The organism is Flagellimonas olearia (assembly GCF_009184425.1).
Classification (GTDB): domain Bacteria; phylum Bacteroidota; class Bacteroidia; order Flavobacteriales; family Flavobacteriaceae; genus Flagellimonas; species Flagellimonas olearia.
This window is the reverse complement of sequence record NZ_WELG01000002.1, coordinates 461218-478800: the sequence shown is the minus strand read 5'-3', so window position 1 is coordinate 478800 and position 17583 is coordinate 461218. Positions and strand designations below refer to the sequence as shown.

At 43.9% G+C, this 17583-nt stretch carries 22 protein-coding genes; 5 read left to right on the top strand and 17 right to left on the bottom strand.

Annotated elements, in window-relative coordinates; all coding sequences use genetic code 11:
* Positions 1 to 8 precede the first annotated feature (8 nt).
* The 5 genes from amaB to F8C76_RS11540 form a co-directional block, all read right to left on the bottom strand.
* A complete protein-coding gene (amaB, locus tag F8C76_RS11560) occupies positions 9 to 1562 on the bottom strand; it encodes an L-piperidine-6-carboxylate dehydrogenase (RefSeq protein ID WP_152131857.1) in 1554 nt (517 codons plus the stop codon).
* Positions 1563 to 1634: 72 nt separating this feature from the next.
* Positions 1635 to 2009, bottom strand: coding sequence for a DUF1304 domain-containing protein (locus F8C76_RS11555; RefSeq protein WP_152131856.1), 375 nt, complete (start codon positions 2007 to 2009; stop codon positions 1635 to 1637).
* A complete protein-coding gene (locus F8C76_RS11550) occupies positions 2006 to 2548 on the bottom strand; it encodes a 3-hydroxyanthranilate 3,4-dioxygenase (protein ID WP_129653736.1) in 543 nt (180 codons plus the stop codon). Before F8C76_RS11550 ends, F8C76_RS11555 begins: the two co-directional genes overlap by 4 nt.
* Before the next feature lie 115 nt (positions 2549 to 2663).
* On the bottom strand, positions 2664 to 3173 hold the full coding sequence (locus tag F8C76_RS11545) for a CAP domain-containing protein (protein WP_170284021.1): 510 nt from the start codon (positions 3171 to 3173) through the stop codon (positions 2664 to 2666).
* 162 nt (positions 3174 to 3335) lie between these two features.
* Positions 3336 to 3860, bottom strand: coding sequence for a CvpA family protein (locus tag F8C76_RS11540; RefSeq protein WP_152131855.1), 525 nt, complete (start codon positions 3858 to 3860; stop codon positions 3336 to 3338).
* 59 nt (positions 3861 to 3919) lie between these two features.
* On the opposite strand from F8C76_RS11540, the gene F8C76_RS11535 reads away from it, so the two are divergent.
* Genes F8C76_RS11535 through F8C76_RS11525 form a run of 3 tightly spaced genes read left to right on the top strand, consistent with a single transcriptional unit; the run spans position 3920 to position 6263 of the window.
* Positions 3920 to 4276: a hypothetical protein gene (locus tag F8C76_RS11535; RefSeq protein WP_129653733.1), complete on the top strand. Its 357-nt coding sequence runs from the start codon at positions 3920 to 3922 to the stop codon at positions 4274 to 4276.
* 7 nt (positions 4277 to 4283) lie between these two features.
* The gene (locus tag F8C76_RS11530) at positions 4284 to 4592 is read left to right on the top strand and encodes an antibiotic biosynthesis monooxygenase family protein (RefSeq protein WP_129653732.1); all 309 of its coding nucleotides are present in this window, start codon (positions 4284 to 4286) and stop codon (positions 4590 to 4592) included.
* 3 nt (positions 4593 to 4595) lie between these two features.
* Complete coding sequence (locus tag F8C76_RS11525) at positions 4596 to 6263, top strand: glycerol-3-phosphate dehydrogenase/oxidase (RefSeq protein WP_152131854.1); 1668 nt, start codon at positions 4596 to 4598, stop codon at positions 6261 to 6263.
* On the opposite strand, the gene F8C76_RS11520 is transcribed toward F8C76_RS11525, so the two are convergent.
* Positions 6260 to 7261, bottom strand: a complete 1002-nt coding sequence (locus tag F8C76_RS11520) for an NAD(P)H-dependent glycerol-3-phosphate dehydrogenase (protein WP_152131853.1) — start codon at positions 7259 to 7261, stop codon at positions 6260 to 6262. The two genes, F8C76_RS11525 and F8C76_RS11520, sit on opposite strands and share 4 nt — an antisense overlap.
* Positions 7262 to 7385: 124 nt before the next feature.
* Between F8C76_RS11520 and F8C76_RS11515 the strand changes: the two genes are divergently transcribed.
* Positions 7386 to 8306 (top strand): nicotinic acid mononucleotide adenyltransferase, encoded by a 921-nt coding sequence (locus tag F8C76_RS11515; RefSeq protein WP_152131852.1) that lies wholly within the window; start codon positions 7386 to 7388, stop codon positions 8304 to 8306.
* Positions 8307 to 8411: 105 nt separating this feature from the next.
* On the opposite strand, the gene F8C76_RS11510 is transcribed toward F8C76_RS11515, so the two are convergent.
* Positions 8412 to 9254: a phosphodiester glycosidase family protein gene (locus F8C76_RS11510; RefSeq protein WP_152131851.1), complete on the bottom strand. Its 843-nt coding sequence runs from the start codon at positions 9252 to 9254 to the stop codon at positions 8412 to 8414.
* A 254-nt stretch (positions 9255 to 9508) separates the two neighbouring features.
* On the opposite strand from F8C76_RS11510, the gene F8C76_RS11505 reads away from it, so the two are divergent.
* Positions 9509 to 11035, top strand: coding sequence for a SulP family inorganic anion transporter (locus tag F8C76_RS11505; protein ID WP_152131850.1), 1527 nt, complete (start codon positions 9509 to 9511; stop codon positions 11033 to 11035).
* Positions 11036 to 11055: 20 nt separating this feature from the next.
* On the opposite strand, the gene F8C76_RS11500 is transcribed toward F8C76_RS11505, so the two are convergent.
* The 10 genes from F8C76_RS11500 to F8C76_RS11455 form a co-directional block, all read right to left on the bottom strand.
* Positions 11056 to 11334: a hypothetical protein gene (locus F8C76_RS11500; protein ID WP_152131849.1), complete on the bottom strand. Its 279-nt coding sequence runs from the start codon at positions 11332 to 11334 to the stop codon at positions 11056 to 11058.
* 61 nt (positions 11335 to 11395) lie between these two features.
* The gene (locus tag F8C76_RS11495; RefSeq protein WP_152131848.1) at positions 11396 to 12001 is read right to left on the bottom strand and encodes a DinB family protein; all 606 of its coding nucleotides are present in this window, start codon (positions 11999 to 12001) and stop codon (positions 11396 to 11398) included.
* Between the two features lie 12 nt (positions 12002 to 12013).
* Entirely contained in the window at positions 12014 to 12883 is an 870-nt protein-coding gene (locus F8C76_RS18965; protein ID WP_249042407.1) for a YciI family protein, read from the bottom strand.
* Positions 12884 to 13000: 117 nt separating this feature from the next.
* Positions 13001 to 13354 (bottom strand): YciI family protein, encoded by a 354-nt coding sequence (locus tag F8C76_RS11485; RefSeq protein ID WP_152131847.1) that lies wholly within the window; start codon positions 13352 to 13354, stop codon positions 13001 to 13003.
* 25 nt (positions 13355 to 13379) lie between these two features.
* Positions 13380 to 13859, bottom strand: a complete 480-nt coding sequence (locus F8C76_RS11480) for a hypothetical protein (protein ID WP_152131846.1) — start codon at positions 13857 to 13859, stop codon at positions 13380 to 13382.
* Positions 13860 to 13861: 2 nt separating this feature from the next.
* Positions 13862 to 14668 carry an META domain-containing protein gene (locus F8C76_RS11475; protein ID WP_152131845.1) on the bottom strand — a complete coding sequence of 269 codons (807 nt, stop codon included), beginning with the start codon at positions 14666 to 14668 and terminating at the stop codon, positions 13862 to 13864.
* Positions 14665 to 15084 carry an META domain-containing protein gene (locus F8C76_RS11470; RefSeq protein WP_152131844.1) on the bottom strand — a complete coding sequence of 140 codons (420 nt, stop codon included), beginning with the start codon at positions 15082 to 15084 and terminating at the stop codon, positions 14665 to 14667. The genes F8C76_RS11475 and F8C76_RS11470 overlap by 4 nt, the downstream gene beginning before the upstream one ends.
* Before the next feature lie 94 nt (positions 15085 to 15178).
* Positions 15179 to 15889: a membrane or secreted protein gene (locus F8C76_RS11465; protein WP_152131843.1), complete on the bottom strand. Its 711-nt coding sequence runs from the start codon at positions 15887 to 15889 to the stop codon at positions 15179 to 15181.
* Between the two features lie 126 nt (positions 15890 to 16015).
* Positions 16016 to 16495 (bottom strand): c-type cytochrome, encoded by a 480-nt coding sequence (locus F8C76_RS11460; RefSeq protein WP_152131842.1) that lies wholly within the window; start codon positions 16493 to 16495, stop codon positions 16016 to 16018.
* A gap of 113 nt (positions 16496 to 16608) precedes the next feature.
* Positions 16609 to 17568, bottom strand: coding sequence for a YheT family hydrolase (locus tag F8C76_RS11455; protein WP_152131841.1), 960 nt, complete (start codon positions 17566 to 17568; stop codon positions 16609 to 16611).
* Positions 17569 to 17583: the final 15 nt, after the last annotated feature.

The window sequence follows — 17583 nt, the reverse complement described above, 5'->3', positions numbered from 1 at the left end:
CCAATGCATTACAAGTCAAATTTAATGCCTTGCGCCAAAGGAAGTTCAGTGGTATAGTTAATGGTATTGGTCTGACGTCTCATGTAGACTTTCCAGGCATCTGAGCCGCTTTCACGACCTCCGCCGGTTTCTTTCTCCCCTCCAAAGGCGCCACCGATTTCCGCACCGGAGGTTCCAATATTCACATTGGCAATTCCACAATCTGAGCCTTCCACGGAAAGGAAACGTTCGGCTTCACGTAGATTATTGGTCATAATAGCCGAGGATAACCCTTGTCTGACCCCATTTTGCATTTCCAAGGCGTTTTCAAGGTCGCCACTATATTTTAGAAGGTACAGAACGGGACCAAAGGTTTCGTGCTGGACAATTTCAAAGTGGTTCTTGGCCTCGGCGATTGCGGGTTTTACATAGCATCCACTTTCATAACCTTCGCCATCGAGTACTCCGCCTTCCACCAAAACTTTTCCGCCTTCTTCCGTTACTTTCTCCAAGGCATTGAGATAGTTCTTTACGGCATCTTTGTCGATAAGGGGTCCCACATGGTTGTTTTCATCCAAGGGGTTTCCAATCCGTATTTGTTTATAGGCATCCACAATGGCATTTTTCACCTTGTCGTATACATCTTCGTGAACGATCAATCTACGTGTTGAGGTACAACGTTGCCCGCAGGTTCCCACGGCACCAAATACGGCACCGATCACGGTATTTTTTATGTTGGCATCGGGGGTAACGATAATGGCATTGTTTCCACCCAATTCCAACAGCGTTTTTCCCAATCGTTCCCCAACGGTTTTGGCGACTATTTTCCCCATACGGGTAGAACCGGTAGCGGAAATCAATGGAATGCGCTCATCCTTGGTCATCAATTCACCCACAGTGTAATCGCCGGTAATCAAGCAGGAAATACCTTCAGGCACCCCATTTTTGGCAAATACCCGTGCGGCAATGTTCTGACACGCAACAGAAGTCATTGGGGTTTTCTCGGAACCTTTCCAAATGCAGGCGTCACCACAGACCCATGCCAAGGCAGTATTCCAAGACCAAACGGCAACCGGGAAGTTGAATGCTGAAATAATTCCAACCACACCAAGAGGATGGTATTGTTCGTACATTCGGTGACCTGGGCGTTCACTGTGCATGGTGAGGCCATGCAATTGTCTGGATAGGCCCACGGCAAAATCGCAGATGTCTATCATTTCCTGGACTTCTCCCAAACCTTCTTGGTAACTTTTTCCCATTTCGTAGGAAACCAACTTGCCCAAGGGTTCTTTTAAACGTCTAAGCTCATCATTGAACTGACGCACCACCTCACCACGTTGGGGAGCAGGCATTGTTCTCCAGACTTTGAACCCTTTTTGTGCAGTACTGATTACTTTTTCATAATCCTCTGGTGTTGTGGCTTTCACCTTTCCGATAAGGGCGCCATCCACTGGTGAATAGGACTCGATGATCGGTCCGTTGGAAAACCAATCTTTTCCTGTGGAAGTCCCATTATTTATTTCGTTTAGGCCCAGTTCCTTTAGGGCTTCGTCCATTCCAAAAGCAGTTGCTACGTTTGACATTTATAACTTTTTAATCGTGAATTGTTATATTTTTCAAAAATACGAATAATCTAGAAGGGAAAACGAAGATTTTCAAAGGAAAAGATGCAGCAGGAACAGAACAATTCCCAATAGGGCGGGAAATCCCTGTACCACCAATATTTTCTTGGAAGCCGTAAGGGCGCCATAGATGCCGGCAACGGCAACGCAACCCAAAAAGAAAAGGGCAATATTTATCTGCCAGATGGGGTCTTGGATGAACAATGACCATAAAAGTCCTACCGCCAAAAACCCATTGTACAGTCCTTGGTTGGCGGCCAGGGTTTTGGTAGGTTCGAACAAATCTTCAGGGAACTGGCGAAAAACCTTTTTTGCCTTTGTGGTCCATGCGAACATCTCCAACCATAAAAAATAGATGTGGAGCAAAGCCACAATAACCACTACGATTTTAGCGAATAGGAGTATCATTCTTCTTGGGCAATAAAGCGTTCGTCCACGGGCATTACCGTTCCGCATTGGTCACAGGTGCGCAGTTCCTCGGAACTGTAGAAGTGCTTAAAATGGGCCAAAAAGTCTTTTTCAATATCATTTAGGGTAAAGTAGACCTCATACAGTTTGTTGTTGCAGTGGTCACAGAACCAAAGCAATCCGTCATCTACTTTCATGTCTTTCCTTTTTCGCTCCACCACCAGTCCAATGGACCCTTCATGGCGTACCGGGGAATGGGGGACTTTGGCGGGATGCAAGTACATATCGCCTGGCCCCAGTTTCATGGTCTTTTTTTGGCCATCTTCCTGGATATGGACTTCAATTTGGCCTTCCAATTGATAGAAAAGCTCTTCGGTTTCGTTATAGTGATAGTCCTTTCGGGCGTTGGGCCCCGCAACGATCATCACAATATAATCGTCTGCCTCCTTATAAAGATTTCTATTGCCAACCGGAGGTTTTAAGGTATCCCTATTTTCCTCAATCCATTTGTTCAGGTTGAAAGGCGCCTGTATTGCCATATCTCAAGATTTTAGGAAAGGTAAAAAAAACCTGAGTGGGAACATAGTGTTTCACAAAAAAGACCTGCTTGGCAAACAGGTCTTCAGCACTAATATAAATGTATGTGGAAAAATGCTAATCCACTTTAATGAAAATCTGGGTGTAATAAGGTCTACCCTCTTTGTCCAACTGCACGCTCAACGTGGTGTGCGTATAGTCTCCCTCCATGGCCTTTTTGTGGGAATCACTGTCCAACCAAGCCTCTATGGTCTGCTCGGCCGAGGTATAGTATCGGGCCACATTTTCGGAAACCCCGGTAGCATGGGTTTCTTCCGCTATCTTTTCGGCCCTTGATTCAAAATTATCATGGCTCAGTTTGTTTTTCGCAATCATGTAATCGTTATGCTCCTCGGCATACTTGTAGGAAGATGGACTATCTTGAAGGGTGTTCTTTCCAACGGAAGCTCGGTGGTCGTTGACCATATCAATGAGCTTACTTTCAATGCCATTGGGATCTATGGAAATTTTATCATTTCCAATGGAAGCCTCGGTGTATTCGATCTCATCTTCAATTGATGTGGAGTTGCACATAGTCAATAAGGCAACTGTTGCAAGAAGCAACATTGCGCTATACAATTTTTTCATCCTCGGGGTACTTTCGGGGACCGGTTCTACAATCCCTAGTGTTCTGTAAGCTAATCTAATGGAGCAGGTGGCTTTGGCCATAAATTCTCCACAGATGGCAGATTCTTACGTTGAATTGCAAAAAGTAGGTAGGAAAGGGGCAAAAAAGTAAGGTTTGGATTTTTAAATGGTCTGTCCGTTGAACTCGGGTTCTTCCGCCGGTTTTTCATCCGGCAGGACCAAGGCAAATACAAATGCCCCGATTTCTTTTACGGGATTATAAAAGACAGACTCTTTTTTGGTATCCTCATTGATCAGGTTCAAGGGCGTGGCAAGTCGTTCAAAGAAGATGAGCATCGCTCCTAGGATAACAGCGACCTTGAGCGCACCAAAAATACCGCCTGCAAGCTTGTTCAGAAGGCCCAACATGGCAAAATCCGCAATTTTGGTCAGAAACTTACCCGCAAAATTGACCAATAGGATAATGGCAAAAAAAGTGATCAAAAATGCCGCAATGTTCATATATTGTTCACTCCAGTTCATGTGCTGGGCCAAATAATTTCCCGTAATGTAGGAGAAATGGATGGCCCCATAAATTCCGGCAATCAACGCCGCCAAAGAGGCAATCTCCACAAAAAGGCCATTTTTAAGACCCTTGTAAAGGCCCCAAACCAATAAAATCCCAATAACAATATCCAAAAAGCTCATACGAGGGTTTTAACAAATATAGAATATTGATTTGTACCTTTGGAATTCACACAAATGATATGTCCAGGGACGAGAAATTAAAGGAACGATGGGAGCTTCTGGTAGAACGATTGTCACGGCAATTTTCCGATGGCGACCCTTTGGAAATCGATGGGATGATTTACCTCGTTGGGGTACAGGAATTGGGCAGTTTCCACCGGGGTTTCAAAAAGGATGAAAAGATCAATCTTATGCATATTGCCATTTGTAGACTGTTGGAACCCTATGGCTATTACGATTTTGATTTTTTTGATGATGAGGGATGGCCCCATTATAAGGTCAAGGAACAACTACCTCCCTTAAAATCTGGGGAACAGGCCATTTTAATGAAAGAGGCTTTGGTGAACTATTTTTTGGAAAAGGAATATATTGATTGACCCCGATATGGAACTACAGAAACCTTATTATGCGGTTATCTTCACAAGTTTGCGCACCGATGGCGACAATGGTTATGGGGAAATGGCCGTGGCCATGGAGGAAATGGCCCGAAAGCAACCCGGTTTTTTAGACTTTGAAAGTGCCCGTGACGGATTGGGCGTGACCATCAGTTATTGGGAAAGTTTGGAGGCCATTGCCCATTGGAAGGCCCAAATGGAACATCGCGAAGCGCAAAAGAAAGGAATCAGAACTTGGTATTCTTGGTATAAAGTCCGAATTTGTAAGGTGGAGCGCGAATATGAATTCACCAAGTAAGATATGGAGGGAAGCATTGCTTTTTCAAACCTGGACAGGGATACAGTCCTAAAGAAATTGGCCAAAGAGCCTTATGATTTAGTGGTGATCGGTGGAGGTATCACCGGAGCTGGGATTGCCTTGGATGCATCTTCCCGCGGATTGAAAACGGTTTTGGTGGAAAAGGGAGACTTTGCCTCGGGCACCAGTAGCAAATCCACCAAATTGATCCACGGAGGACTTCGTTACTTGAAGCAATTCGATTTTTGGTTGGTGAAGGAAGTGGGTTCCGAAAGGGCCATTGTCCATAAACTGGCCCCCCATTTGGTCATTCCCGAGAAAATGTTGTTGCCCTTGATCGAAGGGGGTTCCTATGGAAAATGGTTGACTTCCATCGGCCTGAAAGTCTACGACATCTTGGCCCAGGTCTCTGGAGATGACAAGCGGCAAATGTTGGAAAAGAAGGAAGCCATGAAGCTGGAACCCCTGTTGCCCAAAAAGATACTGAACGGGGCAGGGTATTATGCCGAATACCGAACCGATGATGCCAGACTTACCTTGGAAAACATCAAGACCAGCCTTCATTATGGGACACAGGTGCTGAACTATGCCAGGGTCACGGATTTTATCTATGAAGATGAAAGAGTGGCCGGGGTAACCCTAAAAGATGAAGTGGCTGGAAAGGAAATCAGCATAAAATCCAAATATGTGATCAATGCGGCGGGACCTTGGGTAGACGAGTTGCGGAGTATGAACCACTCCAAAAAAGGAAAACGGCTGCATTTGACCAAAGGGGTGCATTTGGTGTTTCCCCAAGAAAAACTTCCCGTAAAACAGTCGGTGTATTTTGACATCCCGGATGGTAGGATGATGTTTGCCATTCCAAGGGGAAAGGTGACCTACATCGGTACTACGGATACCAATTATAACTCGGACAAAGACCATGTGACCACGGATATTGCCGACGCCATTTATTTGATTTCTGCCGTAAACCATATGTTCCCGGACATCAATCTGGAGTTGGACGATATCATTTCGTCATGGGCTGGGTTGCGGCCTTTGATCCATGAAGAAGGAAAATCGGCCTCGGAACTTTCCCGGAAAGATGAGATTTTCACCTCTAATACAGGCTTGGTGAGCATTGCGGGGGGTAAACTTACCGGATATCGGAAAATGGCGGAACGTACCGTGAACCGCATCGCCAAGCAAATGGAAGAGGATCATGGGGTTTTATTGGACCCTTGTATGACAGATAAAATACCGCTTTGCGGGAGCGATTTTAAAAAGTTCAAGCACGTAAAAAAGTACATCGCACAGATTTTTGACCGTATCCAGGACAGTGGTTTTTCTGAATACGACGCGTGGTATCTGGTCACTACCTATGGCAAACAGACCGAGACCGTTCTGGAGCACTACGCGGCCCTTACCAATTCTGATGTGCATGAACGCATGATCAGGGCAGAGGCCCAGTTTGCCATTGCCCATGAAATGGCCCTGAATCCCATGGATTTTTTCATTAGACGAACCGGGCGGTTGTATTTTGATATCGAAAGTGTGCGCCAGTACAAGGATGCGGTATTGGATGAATTCCAAAAGGCTTTTGGATACACGGCTGACCAAATGGTGACATTCCACAAAACCTTGGAAGAAGAATTGGAAGAACATTCCAACTTTTCGTTGGATAGGGACTAGTCCAGCTTGTCGGTTAACTTCTCAAACACCTTTTTCGGATTCTTTTCCTTGTAGAGCACTTGGTAGACCGCATTAATGATGGGGGTTTTGGATTTCTTCTCCAACTTGTCCATGAGCAAGTGTGCACTTTTGGTGGCATAGTACCCTTCGGCCACCATGTTCATTTCCATCATGGCGCTTTTCACGGTATAGCCTTTCCCGATCATATTGCCGAACAGGCGATTTCGGCTAAAGGTGGAATATCCAGTTACCAACAGATCACCCAGATAGGCGGAGTTGTTGATGTTCCGTTTCATTTTGTACACCCGGTCAATAAACCGTTTCATCTCCCGGATGGCATTGCTCATCAGAACGCTCTGGAAATTATCGCCATACCCTAATCCATGCGCAATACCGGCGGCAATGGCGTAAATGTTCTTGAGCATGGCGGCGTATTCCGTTCCAATGATGTCATCGGATATCTTGGTACGGATATAGTCACTTTTCAATCCCTCGGCCACCAGTTTGGCATTATTGGCATCGGCACAGGCAATGGTAAGGTACGAAAGGCGTTCCAAGGCCACCTCTTCGGCATGGCAGGGTCCTGTGATTACTCCAATGTTCTCGAATGGAATGTTGTATTGGTTATGAAAATGCTCTCCAACAATATGACCGCTTTCGGGTACAATCCCCTTTATGGCCGAAAAGATAATCCTATCCTTTAAATCAACAGTGAGATTCTTGAGTTCCCCGTTCAAAAACGCAGAGGGGATGGCAAAAATAAGCACATCGCAAACTTTGGCAATTTCATTGATATCGTGGCTCAGAACAAGTTGGTCCACATCAAATTCCACGGAGCTGATATAGTTGGGATTGTGGCCCTCTTTCCGAATATGTCTTATGGCCGCTTCGTTCCGCATGTACCAACCTACCTTTTCGTGGTTTTCCGATAACATCTTAACCAAAGCGGTTCCCCAGCTTCCTCCACCAAAAACCCCAAATTTCAATCTACTATCCATGGATACCATTTATGGGGCAAAGCTAAAAAATATATCAGAGCATACATTAACTACTGATTATCAATTTATTATAATTTTTGGCACAGTGATTGGTCTGTATAGGTTGAATCTTAAAACCTCGATTATGAAAATTGGAAAACTACTTTTTGGAATAGTATGGATAGGCCTTTTGGCCAGTTCTTGTTATACCGAGGTTATTGTGGAAGATGATTATATCACCGAATCTCCCATCAATACGGCCTTGGTCCTGGAAAGCTACGATTTGTGGTATGTAGATATAAATGCTACCAAAGGCAGTGGCGAAGTCCCCTTTTTACAGCGCGCCTTTACCATTTCCTTTGACAGAGGGGTGGTTTATGCCAATAACAATCTGGTAGGGATTGGAAAAACAGGGAACGGATTGGGAATTGATGTGGGTTCCTATGGAACTCTTTCAGGTGCTGTTGAGATAAACCATGATGTGGACGGACTTTGGTTGTTGGAAGTATATGCGTTGAACAGCAATACCCTGGAACTCTACAACCCCTATTCCGATACCTCTTATGTGGTACGTGGATACCAAAGCAGGAATTTTGATTATGATCAGGTGTTTTATGACAACATCCACTATTTTCTTCAGGAATATCAGGTATGGGAAAAGACCTATACCAGTGAGGTAGGTGCCATCAATGAATTTGATGAGGAAAACTACCTACAGTTTCCAGTAAACTACGATGGGTCTTTTAGGTCTTCCATTGATGCTTCTGGAATTCCTTTGAACAATTTGGAATGGGATTATCAAGGAAACTACGAGGTCTATGATGTACAAGACGATGCCATGCTCAAGACCTTAACCTTGGATTATGACTATTTGGGCAATGATTACTTTGAACTTTACGTTATTGATGATAGCACCATTGAGTTGTACCATGTGTCCAGCGGAACGGTCTATGAATTCTCGGGAAGGGGATATATGGAGTACTTGAAATCGGGCAGTGATACTGGAAAAAAACGAACAAAAGTTAAAAATCCGATAATGGACGTTGTTCGTCAAAGAAAAATGTAAGGACTAAACATAGTCTTCGACTATAGAGAAAAGTTTTTTGGTTGGTTATTTAGTTAAGGACCGCCTCTAGCAAACTAAACTAGGGGCGGTTTTTTTATGCATGTTTTATTGTTTTGCCGCCAGTAATATGGCATTTGCCACAGGTCGTTCCCCTGTTTTGTCCGTAGGATAGTTCACAATTCCCTTTTCTTTGCTCCAAAGTGTGGTTGAGCCGCCACCGTCCAGATTTATGGCATCTGTACACCCAAGCTGTAATAGGAAATCTTGGACTTCGGTAAAGTTCATTCCATCGGCCTCTTCGGAACGTCCGTTAATGGCAATCAGCAAAACCGAATTCTTGGTTTTGCCCAAACAGCTTCGCGGATGGCGTTTTTCGGAAAACGGACTTTCTGGGATGTATTTTTTCGAGTCCTGTATCAAAAAAGGACCAGACCTTAAAACGAAGGATTCCTTATTAGAGTCTTGGTAATACGTTTCCGATTTAAAAGGCTCAAGGATCAATTGGTTGTCCTTGGTAAATACAATGGCGCCATTGATCATGGCTTCTGGCATGCACCATTTAACCTCTGGCGGGCAGGTCAAACTGACGATGCTGTCATTCCGCTCCGAATAGGTCACCGAACCACCTTTTTCAACATTAAAAAACCCTCCGTTGATGGCTGCTTTGGCGTTTGCCCTTTGTGCAAGGAAACTAGTATTTTTATTTCCTTTCTCCGTATAGGCCATTTGGAGTTCGTAGTCCTTGAACATCCTATCAGGAATTTCCAATATATTGATTACCTGTTTGCTGTTAAAGAGGGTGTCGGTCCGGATTTCAGTAAAGATTACCGTGTCTCTCGAGGTATTTACCACCGATTCCTTTGGCTTACATCCAAGAATTAGTACAATTGCCAAAGCTGCTCCGGTGGACCATCGTTTCATCGAGATAAGCTTAAGGTTGGTCTTCATGGTTGATTACTGGGTTGTTAATAAAAACCAAGATAGCTCAAATATTGGCTATTCCCACAGCTATCACATTAAGGTTAGAAGTCTAAAATGTGTGAGAAACGTCAACAGACCAAAAAAATACCGCAAAATTAGACCTATGGACTGAAAAGGTCTTTGGGTGAACCAACGGGAAATCATCAAATCCTTAAAAATAAGGACCTTATTAGGGTCTTGCATTTAATAATACTACTTTTGCCCGCTTCAAGAAAGAAGCCATGAAAAAGTATCTCAACCTTTTTGATTTTTCCCAAAAAGTAAACTATCGCACGGAAATTTTATCGGGCTTGACGGTTGCTCTTGCCTTGGTGCCCGAAGCCATTGCCTTTGCTTTTATTGCTGGATTATCGCCATTGACCGGATTGTATGCCGCATTTGTAATGGGCTTGGTCACTTCCATTTTGGGGGGTAGACCAGGAATGATCTCTGGTGCAACAGGTGCTGTTGCCGTGGTGATTGTGAGCTTGGCCAAACAATATGGGGTTGAATACGTTTTTGCAACGGTAGTTCTTGCGGGAATTTTACAGATGACCGCAGGCTTGCTCCGACTGGGTAAATTGATGCGTTTGGTGCCCCATCCCGTAATCTTTGGGTTTGTGAACGGTCTGGCCGTCATCATTTTTATGTCGCAAATGAGTCAGTTTAAAACTGCCGATGGCGAATGGCTCACAGGAAGCACCTTGTTTACTTTTCTTGGATTGGTATTGTTGACCATGGTGGTGATTTGGGGACTCCCCAAATTGACCAAGGCGATTCCAGCATCTCTGGCAGCGATTCTTTTGGTGTTTGGCATTGTGTTCTTCTTGGGTCTGGATACCCGGACCATTGGGGATATTGCTTCCATTGAAGGAACTTTTCCCCCTTTTCATATTCCTGATCTGCCCTTTACCTTGGAAACCTTGCAGATCATATTTCCCTATGCGGCTATTGTGGCAGGGGTTGGGTTGATTGAGAGTCTCCTTACTTTGAATATTGTGGATGAAATTACAGAAACACGTGGTAGGGGCAACAAGGAGGCCGTGGCCCAAGGTACAGCAAACATTCTTTCAGGGTTGTTTTCCGGAATGGGGGGTTGTGCCATGATTGGGCAGAGTTTGATCAACACCTCCAATGGTGCCAGGGCAAGATTATCTGGGATAGTTGCCGCGTTGATGTTGTTGGTGTTCATCATGTTCGGTTCCAGTCTTATTGAAAAAGTGCCTATGGCCGCATTGACGGGTCTTATGATCATGGTGGCATTGGGAACCTTTGAATGGGCGAGCTTAAAGACCTTCCGCCGTATGCCAAAATCCGATGTGTTGGTCATGGTCTTGGTAACTCTGGTGACCGTATTCCTGCACAATTTAGCGTTGGCCGTTTTGGTAGGGGTCATTATTTCTGCCTTGGTTTTTGCCTGGGACAATGCAAAACGCATTCGTGCCAGAAAATATATCGATGAAGAAGGGATGAAGCATTATGAAATCTATGGCCCTCTTTTCTTTGGAAGCACCACTTTGTTTGCCGAAAAGTTTGATGTGCTCAATGACCCCGATGAGGTGGTCATTGATTTTGCGGAAAGCCGTTTGGTTGACATGTCAGCCATTGAGGCAGTGAACAAGATCACCGAACGCTACAACAAGGTGGGGAAGAAACTTCACTTGAAACACCTGAGCCGGGACTGTAGAAGATTGTTGGCCAACGCCGATGATATTATCGAGGTAAATGTGCTGGAAGACCCAACCTATAAGGTTGTGGTGGACAAATAGGACAAAGGGTTCTTTCCAAATTAGTTGAAGAACCAAAAATAAATTCCCGTGATGATTGCGCTGAGAATGAAAAGACTGATAAAGTAGATTTTAATTTCTTCCCATCTATCCCTTTTTGCCTGCTCAATGATTTTATCCCTGATCTTCTTTTGTTCGAAAGGAGTAAGCTCCTTAAAATGAAGTTGAGTTTCATTAAGGTAGCCGTCATAGGCTTTGCGAATATCTTTATAGCTGGGGCGCTTTCGTAACAGTGCCCGGTTGGCTTTGACCACCAACATTGGTTGACTTGCGGAACCCATAGTAATTGTTGTTTACTAATAGGTAGTCAAAAAAAGAACTTTGTTACAAGACTGGTATGGCTTATTCCCTGGTTTTGCCAAGAAACACATTTACCTTTGGGTTTTGTGGATTGCCACTTGCCCTTCGCATCAGTACAATTTGACCGGTATGGTAAATACAATCGGAAAGCATTCCATTGATCATGTTCCAATACGGGTATTCGGACTGTTGATCACCTTGTTTAAAGATGACTTTAAAATTTTCCATGTCTTCCGAGCTTTTCCCCAATACTTTATTGCTCGCCGCCTCTAGGTTTTTAAGGGTGAGTTCGCGAAGCTCTTCGTAGGAATATTTTGTAGGGGTTTTGGGTCTCTCATAAGGTTTTGCGTCTGGGGCCAATACAATATTATTGGACATCACGTAAATGTGCTCCATGGTTTCCATAAGGCTTCGCCCATCTTCGGAAGGCTTGTATTGTAAATCCTTTTCGGTCAATCCTTTCGTGGCCCAATAATAGCGGTAGCCCAAACCATCAATCATTCGTGATACAATATTGCCGGCACTGTAGGTTTCGGCATGATCGGGAATTTGATGGTAGGGTAGTTCCATGTCCTGGGCTTGTAGTTCCACTGCGAAAATAAAAAAGAAGGCGCAACCAACGAATTTGGCAAAAGAAAGGTTTTTCATGATCAAAAAAGGTTAATCCATAATGGATTTTTTGGCCAAGGTAAGGCCAATTTGGTTCACTTCCATAAGGGCAGCAGAACCGTACCATTCCTTGAGGTCCATGATTAAACTGCCGGCCTGTATGGCAGGATCTGTTTCGGTTAGTTTTTTGGCCTCTTCCAAGGAAGAGACGTTAAAAATATAGATGCCCCGCAGGTCATCATTTCCAAAAAATGGTCCGGCTAGCACCAACTTTCCCTCTTGGGCCATTCTTCCAATGTTTTGAAGATGGGCCATCTGCAATGCATCGGCTTCCTCTTTGGGGAGGGAGCGGTTGGGACCTCGCTTTAGGAAGGCAAAAACGTATTTTTTCATTCCGTAGTCATCAGCTCGATATTTTTCCGCTTTTTCGGCATCAAAAAGAACCTCCCCTTTTTTGGGAAGTGTTGTTGCTGAGTTTACGATTCGGAACACTTGCCCCCCCGGAGCATGAAAATAGTAGAAGTGGTCATGGTCTTGATATTTTTCCACTTCGGGCAGCATGGGAAGGGCACCAGAATCTTTGATGATGGATTGAACGGCTTCATATTCCGTGGAAGGCACCAATAGCCCCAATTGCATGGATTTGATGAATTCAGTCGTATCCAAGACCATATTTTCGTCTGAATGGTAGGCAAATTTCACAAAGCCACCTCCGTCAAAATATACCCAATCGGAATCAGCTTTGGCATCTATTCTTCTGCCTAAGGCGGTTCCAAAAAACGAATTGACCGCTTCCCTTTTATTTTCATGGATATTGACCTTTGCCTGAGCCGTAAAGACAATGGTGTAATCTGATGGGGTTTGTGCGGTCAGCAAAAAACTGGAGAACAGGGCAAAGAGGAGAAAGACTTTTGTTTTCATGACACAGAATTTAATAACCTCCCATAAAAGTAACCGATTATTGATTAAAAACAGATTTGTGCTTTTGCCAAAAAATAGGTGTAAATGGGTAGAAAAAGAAAAAACCAATCCCTTTAATTATTCCAGACACCCCCTGTAAAAAGGGAGAAAGGGATGCACTTCTACCGTGAAAAGTCCATTTTGAATAGCGACGTCTTGGTGTAGCAAGGCTTTGGCAGATTGCAAATCAGTCGCTTTTAGAACAATCATTCCTGTATCGCTAAATCTTGCGCCCAAAGTAATCGTTTCCTCTTTTCTAAGCGTAGACAAAAAAACAGAATGTTCCTTAAAATAAGGTTGATTCTGGGGTTCTTTGTCTTTGTCCCAAAGATTTCCAACAGTATACAAGGCCACGAACTGTGATTTGTTTTCTGCATTATCTTGTGCGGAGATAAGAAAGGGAAACAACAATAGTAATATTAATTTTCTCATGTCACTATACCTTGCATTGGGGTTTTTAAGGTTCTGTATCGCACTCTGTTTTACTCAAGGGCATGGATGAACTGAAACTAAGAACGGTCACATCCTTGAATGCCGTTCCGGTACTGTCCAATTCTCCAAACCCTTCGATGAGTTGGGCATCCTCTACCAAAAAGGCCATTTCACGGGTGCTTTCCTTCCCTTCAGATATAAAGGTATACTTGCCCAAAAGCACACTGTCGTTCATGACTCCGGCAAAGGTTCCCTTGTTACCATCTTTTTCCTTTAAGGCATAGCTGAGATTGCCTAGTACAGTTGTGGAGACATCGGTAATTTCAAAAACAATGCGGTTTCCGTTGGCATCATAGATATAACATCCTACTTCTAAAGATGGAGCCGACTTCTCCTCAACGACCGTAGTAGTCTCTGGTTGGCCATTGTTGTTTTCTTTTTCCGTTTTGGTTTTACAGCCAAAAACCAAAAGAGCGGTAAAAACGATATATACAATTGTTTTCATGGTCAGTCTATTTTTTTGAAAATGAGAAGGTTTTCCTGACTGCCATTGGACAGGTATAATCGATTGTTTTCAATCTTATAGGTAGTAGTACTTTGAAGGTTTTTAAGGAAGGTAGACTCCGCATCCATATTGGGGCAGGCCATTTTTGTGGACGCCGCATTGGTAAATCGGAGCATATCTTTTTCAAAGAAAAGCCCCCCGGTCATCCTATTACACCCGGCAAAGCCCGAAAAGCGATTGGTTTTAATATCGATTTCCATATTGGGAACATCCCTTCCATTAAAGTCATCTTTGGTTACGGCTTGTCCATCCATTTCTTCCAAAACCCAAATATCATGAAGTCGATAGTCTGTAATATAGGAACCACAACCCTCAAGGGCATGGGTTTCCTCTTCCCCGGTATATTTATAGGCAATGGTGACGGTATAGGGCGATTTTTCACCGGACATGGCATTGGTACATTCCTTATGGGCAATGATCACATCCATGGAAACGGCTTCGGTTTGTATACGGTACATACTTATGTTGGCATCTTGGGCCTTAATGGGCGTGGCATGCGGTGTGATGATGGTATCTTCCATCATGTTCAGTTCCACTCGGTTCTCTTTTACCTTAAGGCCCCAAAAGGGTTCTGTGCCAGTAGCCTTAAAATAACTGTCGTCCATTTTTATGGCAACGGGTTCAACGGTTTTTATTTGCAGGGTATCTTCCTGTGTGATTTCTTCCTGATTGGTATTGTCCTCTTTTTTCTTCTCCACACAGCTTGAAAGGAGCAGGGCAAAACAAAGTGATGTCATTATTTTTTTCATGGCTCAACTTTTATAAAACGCATCATGGGAACTTCACCTATCAATAGATTGAGTTTTCCTTCCTCCAAGGCAAACCCATCTATTTTTTGCATCATAGTTAGAAACTGTCTTTCACCACCACCGCAGAACATCATGGTAGTAGGTCCGGGTTCCCCAAAGGAAATGGTATTCCCGTCCAAGGTATAATCTGCCGAATACCCATTACAGCTATCGTTTCCCATGACTTTGCTAGATTCTTGATCAAAGCTGATCTGTGGTTTTTTGTTGGGAAAGAGTCCGTCAAAGGCAATGCGGGGGCCGGACATGTACTCCAATTCCCATGTGGGACCGAACAATTCAGAAGAGCCATCCGACTTTGGATTACAGGAAAGGGTCAAAATCAAAACAAGGGAACAAAGAATACTTGAGTGTTTCATTTGTGGGAAATTAATGGTTAATGCAAAGAAAAGTACTAAAAAAATGCCTTAAACACCCCTAACCCTTGGGTTAATTAAATGATAAGAAGTGTTGTTACTCTTTTCGGATGCTCCAAACTTCGTAGATGGGTTGCCCTTTGCTGCTCAACCCGGAATGGTGCCAATCCCCGTCCATCAGCTCATAGTTAAACCCTAAACTGGCTCCTACGCGTGAGTCGTCCCTAGAGAAAAACCCAATGTTTTCCGTGTATTTACCATCAACCGTGGTATAGGTGCCCCCTCCGGTGCCCATAAAAGCTTTGGTCTCCGTGTTATAGGCAATCCATTGAAATCTGGTGCCGGATAGAATTTTCATGGTCTTTCTGGGTCCTGAGGTATCACGTTTTGTAATTTCTCCATCCTGCTTACGGCCGGAAATCAACCATGCTCCCTGTAAATCACCGGGAGTGCCGTCATCCAAACGGCTCCAGATTTTTTCCCCAACATAAAGTTTTCCGTCTTTGTAGGTGTAGGGGAACGAATTTGTTGAACCGACCATCTGCGGGTCAAAAGAGGCAAATTCCAAGGTATAGGTCAGTGTATCATCATCGGAAGAAAATTGACCTCCCTTGGTGCCGAGGAACTTTCCGTTTTCTTTTTCGAAGAAAGCTTCAGAAAAAAATCCATGGGTAATAATGGCTACATATTGCACCTCCACACCATCATTGTTGATAAGGGTGGCCTGCCAAGCCCCGTTGAGATTTTGGGCCTTGATGGTGAACAAAGCAGAAAAAACAAGAAACAGGAATACTATTTTTTTCTTCATGATGGATATATTTTATATAAAGCTAGCATATTGTTTTGTTTGTCTGGGAATCCACATGGCCATAAACAAAAAATGCTGTTGTCTTAGGAATAAAACAACAGCATTTCAAAGATGTATGTTGGAGGGTTATAGCGTCCTAAGATACTCTGCAACGTCCCTTGCTTCGTCTTCCGTAAGGTTTTGGTTAAGCATGATGGCATTGTTGTTTTCCTTCATCAACGCCTTGGCGATGGGATCTTCCTTAAGCATTCCATCAGGATTCAAGATCATGTTCATGACCCACTCAGGGCTTCTGCGATCGTAAATGCCTTTCATGGCAGGGCCGATCATCTTTTGGTCAACCATATGGCAGGCAACACAAATGGACTCGAACGTGGCTTTCCCGCGCGCTGCCATTTCTTCGTTGACGGCATCTGCAAAATCAACATTCTTTATAGGTCCAACCCCTTTGTTGTCCATATCTACTGGAACACCTTCACTGGCTTGTACTTTTTTCTCTTCGGTCTTGGTTCTGCTTACCTCAAAACCGTCCTTTTTTTCTTCCTTTTTGCCACCGCAGCTTGCCACAACGGCACCCAATGCTAGAAATACAAGTATTTTTTTCATTCTGAACGTAATTGTAGTTTGTGTAAATGCAGCTACTAAGATAGGCATTTAAGGTCTAATTTTTATGGGTTTTTGGAGTTACCGCTACAATCTTTCCCAAGAATGTGATTTATCTAGTGGGAATTGAAAAAATCCAAGCTTCTTTTTTCCGTGTACGTACAATTATTCTTACCCCAAAAACCAACATGCCCTCCGTATTTTGGGATTTCCAAGAACAGATTTTCATTTTGCCCCGCCTCGAAAATGGGATAACATTCCTCTCCTAAAAAGGAATCGTTTTTTGCATTGATGATGAGACTGGGAACCGTAATATCCGGTAGAAATTGAAGCGAACTGCATTGGGTATAGTAATCCAATGCATCTTTAAAATGGTGCGCTCGACTCGTGTAGATGTCGTCAAAATCCTTTAGGGTCTTGATGTTTTTGATATCGGAATCCGTGATCAACATAGGGAAAAGATGTTGTTTCTGTCTGAGTTTGGCAATCAAATGCTTTTTGAATCGTTGAGCGTAAAGTACATTTTTTGGGGTGAGCAATTGTTCGCAGGAATTCCTTAAGCTACAAGGGACCGATATAGCAGCTGCTCCCTTGATTTCTTTCGGAACTGTATTGCGTTCACCCAAGTATTTGAGCAAAAGATTGCCCCCCAAGCTAAATCCATTCAGATAAATTTCTGAGTAGGAATAGGTATTGAGGATATGGGTGATCACTTCCTCCAGATCTTCAGTGGCACCCGAATGATAGGAACGGTACAACCTATTGGGTTCACCGCTGCATCCCCTAAAATTCACCGCGCAGGCATCGAACCCATTTTGGTTGAACAGTTTGGCGCTACCGGTAATATAAGGGCGTTGCCCATCACCTTCGAGGCCATGCAACAGGACAACCAATTTTCTTGTTGGAGTGGTGGATTGACTCCAATCCAAATCCAAAAAATCCCCATCGGCTAAGCGGAGGCGCTCCCTTTTTTGGGTTACACCGTTTACCCTACGGACCAAACCACAATAAATGGTAGACAAATGCCCGCTCTTAAAAAATATGGAAGGGGAATAGTTGGCAGAAACCTCGGGCATTGTCAATATGATCGG